This window comes from Leptolyngbya sp. FACHB-711 (genome assembly GCF_014695615.1).
In the GTDB taxonomy this organism is placed as follows: Bacteria; Cyanobacteriota; Cyanobacteriia; order Elainellales; family Elainellaceae; genus Leptolyngbya_A.
Genome location: NZ_JACJOR010000200.1, coordinates 1 through 12,482 on the forward strand (window position 1 = coordinate 1; position 12,482 = coordinate 12,482).

The 12,482-nt window shown below is 53.0% G+C and carries 11 protein-coding genes and 1 tRNA gene; 6 read left to right on the forward strand and 6 right to left on the reverse strand.

The features are described from left to right. Positions 1-165: 165 nt before the first annotated feature. From H6F80_RS07465 to H6F80_RS07470, 3 genes are all read right to left on the reverse strand, one after another. A complete protein-coding gene (locus tag H6F80_RS07465; protein ID WP_190790957.1) occupies positions 166-1,110 on the reverse strand; it encodes a response regulator in 945 nt (314 codons plus the stop codon). A gap of 113 nt (positions 1,111-1,223) precedes the next feature. Continuing rightward, the gene (locus H6F80_RS30315; RefSeq protein WP_277879064.1) at positions 1,224-1,349 is read right to left on the reverse strand and encodes a hypothetical protein; all 126 of its coding nucleotides are present in this window, start codon (positions 1,347-1,349) and stop codon (positions 1,224-1,226) included. 108 nt (positions 1,350-1,457) lie between these two features. Then, positions 1,458-1,979 carry a phosphoribosyltransferase gene (locus tag H6F80_RS07470; protein ID WP_190790958.1) on the reverse strand — a complete coding sequence of 174 codons (522 nt, stop codon included), beginning with the start codon at positions 1,977-1,979 and terminating at the stop codon, positions 1,458-1,460. Between the two features lie 437 nt (positions 1,980-2,416). Between H6F80_RS07470 and H6F80_RS07475 the strand changes: the two genes are divergently transcribed. After that, positions 2,417-3,211 carry a RecB family exonuclease gene (locus tag H6F80_RS07475; RefSeq protein ID WP_190790959.1) on the forward strand — a complete coding sequence of 265 codons (795 nt, stop codon included), beginning with the start codon at positions 2,417-2,419 and terminating at the stop codon, positions 3,209-3,211. 871 nt (positions 3,212-4,082) lie between these two features. On the opposite strand, the gene H6F80_RS07480 is transcribed toward H6F80_RS07475, so the two are convergent. Continuing rightward, the gene (locus H6F80_RS07480) at positions 4,083-4,298 is read right to left on the reverse strand and encodes a hypothetical protein (protein WP_206755047.1); all 216 of its coding nucleotides are present in this window, start codon (positions 4,296-4,298) and stop codon (positions 4,083-4,085) included. A 133-nt stretch (positions 4,299-4,431) separates the two neighbouring features. Between H6F80_RS07480 and H6F80_RS07485 the strand changes: the two genes are divergently transcribed. Continuing rightward, the gene (locus H6F80_RS07485) at positions 4,432-6,015 is read left to right on the forward strand and encodes a DUF3747 domain-containing protein (RefSeq protein ID WP_190790961.1); all 1,584 of its coding nucleotides are present in this window, start codon (positions 4,432-4,434) and stop codon (positions 6,013-6,015) included. A gap of 21 nt (positions 6,016-6,036) precedes the next feature. Here H6F80_RS07485 and H6F80_RS07490 read toward each other — a convergent pair whose 3' ends face one another. Beyond that, positions 6,037-6,237 (reverse strand): hypothetical protein, encoded by a 201-nt coding sequence (locus H6F80_RS07490; RefSeq protein WP_190790962.1) that lies wholly within the window; start codon positions 6,235-6,237, stop codon positions 6,037-6,039. Between H6F80_RS07490 and H6F80_RS07495 the strand changes: the two genes are divergently transcribed. Both H6F80_RS07495 and H6F80_RS07500 read left to right on the forward strand, forming a co-directional pair. Next, positions 6,236-7,264: an S-layer homology domain-containing protein gene (locus H6F80_RS07495; protein ID WP_190790963.1), complete on the forward strand. Its 1,029-nt coding sequence runs from the start codon at positions 6,236-6,238 to the stop codon at positions 7,262-7,264. The genes H6F80_RS07490 and H6F80_RS07495 overlap by 2 nt on opposite strands. A 48-nt stretch (positions 7,265-7,312) precedes the next feature. Next, a complete protein-coding gene (locus H6F80_RS07500; RefSeq protein ID WP_190790964.1) occupies positions 7,313-7,702 on the forward strand; it encodes a P-II family nitrogen regulator in 390 nt (129 codons plus the stop codon). A 46-nt stretch (positions 7,703-7,748) separates the two neighbouring features. Here H6F80_RS07500 and H6F80_RS07505 read toward each other — a convergent pair whose 3' ends face one another. Next, the gene (locus H6F80_RS07505; protein WP_190790965.1) at positions 7,749-10,244 is read right to left on the reverse strand and encodes a M48 family metalloprotease; all 2,496 of its coding nucleotides are present in this window, start codon (positions 10,242-10,244) and stop codon (positions 7,749-7,751) included. A 225-nt stretch (positions 10,245-10,469) separates the two neighbouring features. Here H6F80_RS07505 and H6F80_RS07510 point away from each other — a divergent pair, with 225 nt between their 5' ends. Together H6F80_RS07510 and H6F80_RS07515 are read left to right on the forward strand one after the other, a co-directional pair. Then, positions 10,470-11,678 carry a CIA30 family protein gene (locus H6F80_RS07510; RefSeq protein ID WP_242067217.1) on the forward strand — a complete coding sequence of 403 codons (1,209 nt, stop codon included), beginning with the start codon at positions 10,470-10,472 and terminating at the stop codon, positions 11,676-11,678. Positions 11,679-12,120: 442 nt separating this feature from the next. Then, positions 12,121-12,193, forward strand: a tRNA-Thr gene (locus tag H6F80_RS07515). Positions 12,194-12,482 lie beyond the last annotated feature (289 nt).

The following is a 12,482-nucleotide window of genomic DNA, read 5'->3' on the forward strand; positions in this document are numbered from 1 at the left end:
AACGTGAATATGCATGTCGGGCTGGCTATTCATAGAACTCACAGTTGGTTGCCCATTAAATCCCACAATCAATCCAACTTATGCACATTACACCCGCAAGAAGCAAGAGAATCGTATGAATCGATACAGCAATCTCTACCCTTTAATCTTTGTTTCTAAAAGTTATTAGATCTTCAGGAAAACTCGGTTTCTGCCTGCTTTTTTAGCGCAGTACAACGCCTGGTCTGCATTCTGAATCAGCTCTGCAGGCGCTTTCTCTGCATTCGGCAGAATTGAACTCACGCCCACACTAAGTGTTACAAAGGCGGCAGCCGAGGAGGAAAAATGGGGAAGTACTTGCTGGCGCAGGGCTTGACAGATCGCCTCAGCCAGAAGAACCGCTCCTTCCGCAGGGGTATTCGGTAGAATGACTGCAAATTCCTCGCCGCCATAGCGCGCTACGAGATCACCCGGGCGTTTAACCACGCTTTGAATTACCTGGGCAACTTGCTGTAAGCAGCGATCGCCTGCCGGATGTCCGTAAGTGTCATTGTAAAACTTAAAACAGTCCACATCACAAAGTAGCAGCGAAAGGGGCTGCCGTTCCCGTGAGATTCGCTGCCACTCCTGATGCAGGTATTCGTCAAAGCGACGACGGTTTGCAATCTGAGTCAGTTCATCAACGGAAACTAGCCGTTTCAGTTCTCGATTTGCAGACTCAAGCTGTTGCTGAAGCTTTGCCTGCTGAATCAAACGGCGGACTCGCTGCCGCAGCACTGCCCATTGCACAGGCTTGGTGACATAATCGGCGGCTCCCACCTCAAACAGGCGATCGATCGAGGGGCGGTCTTCTAGCTCGGTAATCATCAAAATCGGCGTGTTGCCATAGACCGGGAGTCGCTGAAGCTGGAGGCAGCAGGTAAACCCATCCACCTCTGGCATCAGGGCATCCAGCAGCACAATATCGGGCAAGACTTCCTGAAACGCCAGCAGCCCGATTTCGCCATCCACCGCTTCCTCAACCCGATAACCCTCCCGCTCCAGAAACAGGCGCATCTGCATCCGTGATAGGCGATCGTCGTCGATCACCAGCACGAGCGGAGCGGTGATTGGCTCAGAAAGCTGAATCATGGCTGAAGGCGGCGTAGATTGTGATTCAGGACTGATTGAGAAATCTCCTGCACTTTGTAGTTGCCTGCCCTTTCAAAGCTGGAAGCTCGGACGCTGGTTGTGACACTGGCTGTTCAGGATTCCGGCTGGTCGTAACCCGATTCGGACTGCTCAAATCTCTGCTTAGACCAGTGCCCTAGCTCCTCATCATAGGCTGGATCACGACCTGAGGCGATCGGCGATTCTGCGGAATTCTGCACGCTTTTGCGTGAATTCTCTATAAATCTTGAGATCTTGAACTTCCTGTGTCTGCCTGGCTTATCCTTAGCTCCCAATCTTGATCCTCCAACGGGGCAATGATCCCAGACCTACTTGGCCTGATTTGCCAGGCGATCGGGTAAATCTGCCGGATTCATCTGCTCATACTCCTCAAACGGCTGATGAATCCAGGGATCATCTTCGAGATGGTCCACGTAATAGTTTGGTGCAATGCAGGAACAGGATTTGTACCACAACACTGCCGTCTTGACTTCCTCGACATAAAAGCCATATTTGCGATCGAGCCAGATTAGCGACTTTCTAAGGCTCGTTCCCGAATCCACCAAATCATCCACTAGCAGTACATGGCTTCCCAGATTCGCAGTCGTCATGGTCAAGTCCTGCGAGAAGGTAATCGATCCACGCACCTGATTATTCATGCCACCGTAAGACGAGGTTGCCAAGATCGCCAGGGGCTGGTCAAAAATCCGTGCCAGGATGTCCCCTACCCGCAGCCCTCCTTTAGCGAGGCAAATAATCTGATTAAACTTCCAGCCGGACTGATGAATATTTAAGGCAAGCTGTTCAATTTTGTGGTGATAGTCTGACCAGGAAACGTAGAGGTCTGCCATGAGGTGATGTAATTGGGAGGATGAGAAGCATCATATCAAGGGTAGGGGAAGGGGTGGATGAGGGGATAAGGAGGCGGGGAGATAAGGGGGATGGGGCGGGTGAGGAATTGAGTTGGAAGGGGAGCGGGAAGGGAGTTGTTGGGGGTAAGGTTGCCTGGCAGTTCTTTCCCTTGACGATCGCATCAATTACCCTCGCCAATACCAAGTCGAATTCGTCAATTGCTTATGTCTATCCCCCCTGATATCTACCCCCGCTCATGTCTACCCCTTCACCCTACCCCTTGCGCTAGATATAGAAATAATTAATACAAAAGAACCTACCCGAATCCTACATCTAGTGTCATTATAAAAGCGTCATGCCCGACAGACTGCACCCATAGAACCGTATCGCTCGATCGTTTCTGTGGGTGCTACTTTTCCCCGGAGGGTTTCGTTCCATGTCCTATCTGCTCTCTGCCGCCAAGCTGCAAACCTACCACCGCTGCCCTCGTGCCTACTACTTTCGCTATGAGCGACGCTTAGAGGGAACTAGTTTTTTTGGGTCTACCGTGTTAGGAACCTCGCTGCATCAGGCACTTGCCCAGATTTACCAGGACTGGCACTATCAAGACCCGATTCCGGGAGTAGACTGGATCGACTATTGCTGGAATCAGCAGATTACTGATCTGAGTCCCAGCCAGATTGTGGAAGGGCGATCGATTCTGCGGCGGTACTATCATGGGTTTATCGCGAACCAGTCTTCAATGCGAAAGCCGCTTGCCGTAGAAGGCAGAATTCAGGGATCGCTGCAAGTTGAGAATTTAGAGTTTGTGCTGTCGGGACGGTACGATCGCATCGATTATCTGGAAGACGGGCTGGAACTGATTGATTATAAGTCAGCTAAGGAAATTGACTACGCCGAATCTGACGAAATGGGTTTGCAAATCGGGCTATATTATCTGGCTCTGGAGCAACGCTATCGGCGAAATCTGCGGCGAATGAGCTTGCTCTATTTACGGACAGGTGAAAAGATTTCTTTTGAGGCAACGCCAGGGCATCGTCAGCGTGTCAAGTCACTGATTGGCGATATGGCGATCGAACTCCGGCGCGATCAGCGATGGCTCCCGACTCCGGGCGACCAGTGCGATCGATGTGCCTATGCCAAATATTGCCCGGCAATGCGAACGCAGCCAGAGCCGCTGCCCGAAGATGCGCGACCTGCACGAGGCTTACAGCTTGTTCTAAGTATCTAGCCGAAAGCTCTAGCCGCTCGGTTGGAGTTTGGCACCTGCCCGCGCTTAGTCTCCAAGTTGGCTGGTGGGATTCATCCGTTAAAATCATGAACTGCTGCACAAGGCTGGGAACACTGCGGTCAATCGATCGTCAGAATAGTTCAGCCTTTTTTACTTTTTTAGGAGGTGTAAGTTTAGAGAAACCGAAAAGGGTGATTCAATACTTCAACTTCATTGCGTTTCATTTTGAATCAATCAAAGAATGAAGTTTGAGCGCAAATTTAGATAGACACAAATAAACACAGAAACAATACAGCGAAAAAAGCAAAGTGAATAAAAGCCCGACAGTTTCCTGCCGGGTTGACAAACTGCTTAGGTATATCAGTACTTATAGTGTAGCGATTTTACAAACGTTGCTCATCACCTGAACGGGTGATCTATTCGTATGACTTGTTGTATTATCCGCAAACCGTTTCTCAACACAGCAACCTGATAAATATCTTTCCAGAAAACTTTGAAGCTCACTCCAGAAAAAACAATCATTTCCTCTTGCATCTCGATTTTGATTTGACTTCGATCGCAAGTGACTGAAGCACAAAAAGCGAAATTGACTGTAGCTCAATCCTGTGGATCTGGGGACGTGTCAGGGCTGTATTCAGGAAATCGCCTGCTTCGCACTTCTCCTGGAGGGGAGCCGCACTGAGTTCAAGCTGGAACTGCGGAACAGAGAGAAACCAGACCGAGTTGTCTGGGGAAGCACTGGCAGCACTTTGCTAAACGGTTGAGTAATGGAACCGCCATCGGCATCGAAAAGCATTGTATGAATCATGTTGGCTCCGGTCAGTATCAGCCGAATTCGTTGAGGAAGCGATCCGCTATCAAACCGAATTCCCTAGGCAGAATGCTGATTTTGAATGATTTCAAACTGGCTTAGATCGTCAACACTAATCTCAGCATCAACCTGAACCAGGGCAGAAGCTAAATCAGCTTGAGCAGCGATCGCTCCTTCGGAAAAGTGGAAATCAACCGAATGCCCTGCCGAATGAACTGCCGGATGAACTGAGGAAAACACGCGAATGAGGGGCATAATCTTAATCGTCTGGGGCACTAAAGCAACGCTACACAGCCGGTTTGACTGTTCCCGTAGAAAAAAATTAGAGATTGATGTAGGTCAGGCCCTCTGAATTGGCACTCAACGGCAAATACGCTATCTTTCTGAAGCGGGGAAGCTGCTGTCAGTTTTGCAAAAGTTCACAACGTTCATCACCTGGATTCGCTCTTCACACTACACGCTGCTACACACCATGAAAACAGGCAAAAAAAGACGGTTTGGACTACTCGCACTCCTGTTGATGGCAGCCCCGCTCTGGGGCACTCCTGCCTCGGCAGTGCAATTTGAGCAAGCAGAAATTAATAATCCAGAGAACTTTGTTATTGTTGCAGCTCCGGCAGGTCGCATTGGCTACGGGCTGCTGATCATCGAACAAGTAAAAAACGATCGCCCCTGCTGGGATGAAGTAGAGACGGGTCCAGGTCCAACGATCGTCGATCCGCTGCTTACCCGGTTTGATTTCACAGGAATTTGTGGACGCGGCAACGACAGCAATGCTTACTCAGTGCGAACGGGCGGCGAAGACCTGGGATTGCAGTACAGTTTGCGCGTGTTGCGGCAGGGCAATGATCTAGTGCTGGTGGCTGCCTCAAATCGTCAGCGCAATCTCAACATTCCGATCGGTAGAACTTACGGACTTCCCCAACCCGGAGAGTTTGTCCGAATTCGGCTCGATCCGGGCTGGCGATTGTCTCGTCGCATCTTCAACGGGCGGTCAACCGGACACGTTTATCTCACCAACGATCAGCCGATTTCAGTGCTGATTGCGGCTGCAACTTCCCCGACTGCCACAGCTGGACCCATCCTGCCGCCCTCGCTTCCCAATCCCCAATCTCCCTCTCGTCCGCCGCTTTTGCCCCCAACTGGCAGCACTTCGCCGCTCACCGAGCCTTCTCCCAGGGGAACTCCTCAACCCGGAACCACCCTGCCCGGAACCTCTACCGCTCCGGTGCAAATTCCAGTGCCGCCGCCAGAGTCACCCCGTGCGAATTCGGGTAATCCTTCGGGAGCGGGGTCTGGCAATGCGCCAAGTGCAAATTCGGGCACAAATTCAGGCACAAATTTAGGTACAAATCCAGGCACAAATCCGCCGCCCGTCACCACTCCCAGAGCTACCCTGCCGCCCTTGCCGAGTCGTCCTGCTGCGGGAACTCCTGCTGTGCCGCCCGTCACCACTCCCAGAGCCACTCTGCCGCCTCTGCCAAATCGCCCTGCTGCGGGAACTCCTGCTGTGCCGCCCCCGCCTGCTCCCCCTGCCAGTACCACTGCCGGTACCCCTGCCAGCCGTCCGTTGCCGCTGCCAAATCCGCCTGCCACGACTGCTACTCGTCCGTTACCATTGCCAAATTCGCCTAGCAGCGGAGGCACTGCCCCGACTCCCTCAGTTCCCTCGACTCCCACAACCCCGATCACCCCAGGCACAACTCCCCCACCCCTGTCCACGGCTCCTACCCCTTCACAATCTGCTTCCCTTCCTCAGCCACCACAGCAACAGGCGACCGGAATTGTCTATGGCTATCGTGTAATCGTGGCAGCAGATTCGGCTGAATTGCAGGATCGGGTTCGATCGCTCGCGCCTCAAACGCAGATTGTGACCGTTAACGGTCAGCCTGCGGTTCAGGCAGGGCTATTTCGTGATTTAAACAGTGCCGAGCAGCTTCGGCGGCGGCTGGCTGGAGAAAATTTGTCTGTGACGATCGTGCCAATTCGGTGATCTGACTTCGCTGATTCAACTCTAGTGATTCAATCCTGGCTGAGCTGCGCTAGACTGATCTGCCAAAAGACTGTATCTCGATCGGAGAATATTGCCTATAGTGTCTCCAGGCTGACGATATTGCCTTGTCGCTGAGGTTTGTCGTCCCGATTTGGAAGCAGTTTTCCCTGACGGGCAATCGCCTGCCTGTGCAGGGTCACTCATCAGGAGAACGATTGCCATGACTGCCCGCCCCCCTTCAGACCCCCGCTCTTCTCGTAGAAGCCCACTGGATTTCGATGAGTTTATCGCTGTACTGGTGGCCTTTGCCAGCCTGGGAACAGTGCTTGCCTGGGGACTCACACGCGGAAACGAAAGCTTTCTGGCAAATCAGCCCGGACTATTTCCAATTCCGGGTTTGACCGGGGAACAGTCACCCAGTTCAACTCCTGAGAACGATTCTGGCAATTTGCTAATCGTGCCGCCCACGGCAGAAGGAGAGAGCATCAGCCCACCCGTGCTACAACCTGCACCATCGGCAAGTCCTTTACCGGAAACGATCGACCCCCAAACTCCCGGTGCAATCATCCCTGTCCCACTTCCCCAGGATGAAGCCGATCGCAGTCCTGAAACCGTCGATCGATCGGCGCAGACTGCTCCCCCTGTCAGCCCGGTTGCAGCTTCGTTCCCGGATGTGCCCTCTGGCTATTGGGCAGCTCCCTTTATTACCGCATTGGCGCAGCGCGGGGACATCAGCGGCTTTGAGGATGGCACGTTTCGTCCCGATCAGCCCGTGACCCGCGCCGAATTTGCCACACTGATTCAAAACACCTTCGACCAGCAGGCTAATCAGCAAGCCTCGCTCGCCTTCAAAGACATTCCGGTAGGCTTCTGGGCAGCCAACGCGATCGATTCATCGGTGAAGACGGGCTTTCTGAAAGGCTTTCCCGAAGGCACATTCCAGCCCGCTCTGCCAATTCCCCGGATCCAGGCACTTGCAGCGCTCACCAGTGGACTGAAACTGACAGCTCCGGCAAATCCTGACTCGACCCTTCAGCTTTTCCGCGATCGCGATCAAGTTCCGAGTTGGGGCGTTGAGGCGGCGGCGGCAGCGACTCAGTCAGGTTTGGTCGTGAACCATCCCAGCCCTGATATACTGAATCCGAATCAGCCTGCCACCCGTGCCGAGGTCGCTGCCTTTTTATATCAGGCACTCGTTTCCGCCGGACAGGTTGCGCCGATTTCGTCTAACTATACTGTTCAACCTTGAACTATTCGACCTTGAACTGTTCGACCTTAATTTTATTCTGCGATCGTAATGCTGGACTTTGAGCAAGCTTCTTCTCTAACCGAATCGGCGGTGCTAGTCACCATCATTACCGAAGCTGTCCTTCAGGAAAGCATTGTTTCACTGCTTAAAAGTCTGAAGGTGATTGGCTACAGCATTACTCAGGTAGAGGGCGGCGGACGCTATACCCGGCTGCACCACACCGCCATTACTCCGCCCGAAAACTCTGAGGCAGGTGGCTCTTCCTTATCGGACGGCACCGAGGCGCAGGTCGAAACCCAGATCAAACCCAATATCGAGATTCGGGCGATCGTGAACGATGAGCTTTCTAATGTAATTCTCTATGCCTTGAAAGAACAGCAGCGGAATTTTGCGATCGTGGCGTATCGGCAGGCGATCGAAGTGTTGGCTGAGAATTAGGAAGTTGAGGAGGTTCGGGGAGCCGAGGGTAAGAGTTGAGGTTTTTTTAGGAGCCTCCGGTGAGAATGATATAGGCTCCGGCGAGAGCGGCGATCGTTCCCAAAATAGCTGACCAGACGGGATGATCACTGCGGGCGATCGTGCCCCGTGGCGACTGGATGGTTTCTACATCGATCCAGGGAACAACACCGCGCCGAAACCAGCCGACTACGGTGACAGTTTTAGGGGATGGGGCAAGCCAGATCTCAGGACGAACTACCTGAAACAGCAGATCGCCCAGCCAACCAATCTGGCTCGTATAATGCAGCCGAATCATACCGCGATGCGAAGCAGTTTCCGCTGGGGGGAAATCGATTTGCAAAAACAAATCTTGATGCAGCCGATTTAGAATGCCGCGTCGTCCGTAGAGCTGCCCCTGAAGCCGCACCGGATGCGGATCGATCGGAAGTGCAGCCGGGTCGCTGAGCCAGTCTGCGAGTGGAACTTCTCCCTTCAGGGCAGAGCGTTTGATATCTGGAAAAAAGGCATTGATTCGCAAAAATGTGCCAAGGCTGAATCCCAGCAGTCCCAAGCCTGTTACCACCGACCAGTCTGCCCACATCCAGTCGATTTCCAGCCAGCGCATTTGCTTTGCTAGAAAGCCGATCGCCCACAGTATCCCAGCCACGAGCCACCCAGCCAAAACGCCGAGGTAGGGTGCAAAACAGAGCCATGCGAATCGAGGATGTGCCGCCGAGCCAGGTTTCTCCGGCTTCCAGGAGATTTGCGGTTCGAGCCGCCAGTGCCGCGCATAATCAGCGAGTCGGTTCAGTCGCTCGCCCAGTAAAGGATGACCGTTCAGCGCATTCAACCAGGCGCGATAGGGCTGACGGCAATCCCACTCCAGCAGATCTGGCTTAGGTGGCTGATGCAAACTGCCCAGCGTTAGCGATTGACGATAGCCTACAGGCATTAGCAGATCTAAGCTTTCCACCAGGGGCGGCGTTGATCCATGCTGCGCCAAGGTTTCCGCCATGCCAATCGTAAGCTTGAGCAGTGCCCGCGATAACCCGTTGGGGTTGCCTGTTAGCTCTGCCGCTGTTCGATCGCTAAAATACAGCCGAATTCGAGATAGCAACAGTGCCGGAATCCTAAGCAGCCAGTAGATTCCATAGCCCAGGCTCGACACCCCGATCGCCAAACTCTGTAAGATTCCAAGCGACTGACGATTGCCCCAACTCGCGACTGACCAGTAAACCTGATAAGGCAACTGAGCAGCGATCGCCACTAGCGACAGAATGCCCACTTCGCGCTGTGTGATGTGTGCCCACTCTGCTGCATAAAGAGCTGCAATCTCATCGGGTTCTAGCCGCTCTAGCAATCCCTGACTAACCACAATTCGGGCGTTGCGGGGCAAGTAGCCGTAGGAAAAACAAAGTGGAACGGCGATCGGCAACCGTTTCAGCGTCGGAAAGGGCAGGCTGTGCGATTGGGTAAGCTGCCTCAGCAGCCGCAGAGCTTCAGGGCTAAAGGACTCCAATTCCGCTCGCCGCCAGTCTTCCATGCTATAGCAATACTTCAGCACCAGATCTAGCAGCCAGGGCGACGCGAAAAACAGCACCGTCAACCCAATGACCACACCCCAAAACGGATCGAAGTAAACCGTCCAGACGCTCAGATTAAAGAAATCAAAGCGAACGCTCAAAAGAAACTCATTCAGCCGATCGCGTCCGAAATGAATCAGCGCACAAAGCCACCCAATTAAAAGGGCGATCGTTCCTACCTGAAGTGCCCAAAATCCCGAGCGATCAACCGTTCCCAAGCTCGCCCCTTTTTGCAGGCGCTGTGAAGCCGTTTTCCTGCTGGAATGATCGGTTGCCGCTTCTCTTGCTGCTTCTTGGGGGGACAAGGGAGCCGATCGCGCTGAAGCTGTGCCGTCTGCTGGCTCTGGAGAAGGAGAAATCGCAGCCTGGACAGCCGGAGTATCGCTGCTTGTCTCTGAAACACTCGCCCTGCGGAAATCAGCTTGCTGAGGCGACACAGTTTCCGGAGCAGCGGCAGCGAACGGGCTAAATCCGCTATGGGGGGTATCCGCCTCAAGCGGCACAAATCCCGTTTCGTCTGTCCAGTCGGCTGCGGTTGGTTCTTCAGCGAGGGGGACATTGGATGGAGCGGTAACCGATGGAGCAGCGATTCCGTAGCGATGTTGAAGGTCGCTCAGCATTTGATTTGCCCAACCCTGCACTTGGGAATTGGGGCTGCCACACAAGGTTCGGCAGAGGTCGATCGCTTTCTGGAGCTGTTGGGTACGGGCGTATGCCTTGACCAGTCCCATTTCTGCCTTGAGCCGATTGCTGCGCAGTTCTCCAGCAGAACGATCGCTGCGCCTGATCGGGATCTGGCACACCGCTTCAAGCAGCTCGATCGCCCGGCGATACTCTTTTTGTTTCAGCGCCAGCAAGCCAGATTGCAGCAGATTCCCGGATGGCTTCGGTGATGATATGCCTGACTCAAAAGCGTCAGAATGATTACCCCCTGAGGGGAACTGCTTCGCATCGCTCATCGCAATACACCTCTATCAGATTGGTTTGAGCTGTCAGCCTTTACTTGTAGCAGACTTGACGATCGCTTATTGCAGCCCCAAATCCAGCAAACAGCAAACTGCGATCGAGTATGCCCCTCTTGTCTGGGATTCTGTCGCTTACGGGGAAAGTCGCTAGGCTGTAGAAAGGCAAACAAATTTTTCACGTATCAGTAACACGCATCAATCATTTATTAGGGGTAGATGATGACTCGTCAATCGCCGAGCTGGGATCTCAACCGCTTTGTGAAAACGCTGTCCTACTTTGGGGTTGTGCCCATTTTGAGCCAGATAAACTGGTTTCAGCAGTGGTTTGGCAGTCGTCCTGACCCCACCGTGAATAGCCGATCGCTCACCCTTTCTCCAACCCCAACTTCGCTGCCAACTGCTCCTGCTCTGTCTATGATGCCTCAAACGATTCTGGCGATCGGAACCCGTGATGTGTTGACTGCTGTGGTTGATCACTTGCAGCAGCAGGGCAAGCCCATTCGAGCCGGGTCGATCGATTCAGCGAATCCGCATCTGCCCATTGGAGAAAACGTGGAGTGGGTGACGCTCGACCTTCAGCAGCCTCCCGCGCCCGAACTGCTAACAGACATTCGAGGAATCATTTGCGCCCCTAACTCTGAGGTGGTCGAACCTACGGTGCGTTTCCTGCTTCAGGCAGTTCAGCGATCGACTGTGCGTTTGCCAATTTTTGATTTCAGCCAGCAGTCTGCCAGTGGGTCTGAGGCGAATCGGTCTGAGGCTGAGCTGTCGGAAATTTGGGGCGCACTCGATGATGTCGTAATGGGTGGCGTGAGTCAGAGCGGTATCCGCTTGAATGGCGACACAGCAGAATTTTCAGGACAGGTTTCAACCGCAAACTCTGGCGGCTTTGCTTCGGTCAGAACGCGCAACCTGGAACCGCCGATCGACCTCTCCAGCTACGACGGCATCGAACTGCAACTGAAAGGCGACGGCAACCGCTATAAGTTTATGCTGCGCGGCGAAACGCAATGGGACGGCGTGGCACACTGCGCTTCTTTCGACACGATTCCCCAGACCTGGATCACCGTTCGCATTCCCTTCGCGACCCTGATTCCCGTCTTTCGTGCCCGCACGCTCCCAAATGCTCCACTGAAGCTCAATTGCATCCGCGCCCTTCAGCTCATGCTCAGCAAATTTGAATACGACGGCGCGCTCAATCCCCACTTCCAGCCCGGTTTCTTTCAGCTTCAGGTGCAGTCGATTTCTGCCTATCAACAGGGGAATCGATCGCCCTTTGTGCTTGTCTGTCCCCCAAGTCCTGAAACCGAAATTCTGCTGCGCCAGAGCGGTCTTCCGGTGATGATTCTTCGTCCTGCCGAAGGCGATGATGCGGCGAAGATTGCAGCAGATGGGGTGAGGGCGATCGATCGGCTGGAACATAACTGACTGAATTAAGTTGTTGCGATCGAGTTAATCAATGAGTCAATGAATTCTGATGTTGCCTGCCGGAGTTGCTAAATCCTGAAGCAAGCTTTTGATTGATGATCTGGGGTACGGATCAAGAAGAAATTTGATGAAACCAGGGTTGACAGTAACTGGAATCATTGAATTCCGGTTGATTTGGAAAACGCTCCTAAGCAGGTGACCGGAGAAAGGGATGTTTGAGTATTGCAGTGTTGCTTATGGCTGGATAGGAAGAAGATAGACTCAGGAAATTTCCTGGCTTCGGAGCAAAGGGCAGGAAATGACCGAATAGAACAAAGCGACGGGCCAGTTTACCCGACTTGCTGAGGTTATTTCGTTTCGCTTGTTCACACTACGACTTGTGAGATATACTGTAAAACTGTATTGATAAGCTCCCCTTCGGAACTTTTACGATACCAAAATTGCTGGTGTAGCTCAGTTGGTAGAGCAGCTGATTTGTAATCAGCCGGTCGCAGGTTCGAGTCCCGTCACCAGCTTCTATGTAAAACAAGCAATTTCCTTACTACATCAAGGTTTCAGGCATCCTCTGCTGAGCGATGCCATTTTTATGTTGGGTATTTTTAGGGGTGATCAGGGCTGTTTGGAGCCGAGATTGAGATAAGGATTGAGATAAGAATTGGGAGATGGTGGGTACGCTAGTACTAGCAAGACCACCCAATCCATCTCTGGCAGTATGTATTCCCCCAAGCTCCCCAAAAAAGCAAAGACGGGTAGTGTTCGAGTCAGGAATAGCAATAATCGGCTTCAGCTAGTGTTCACCTTTAG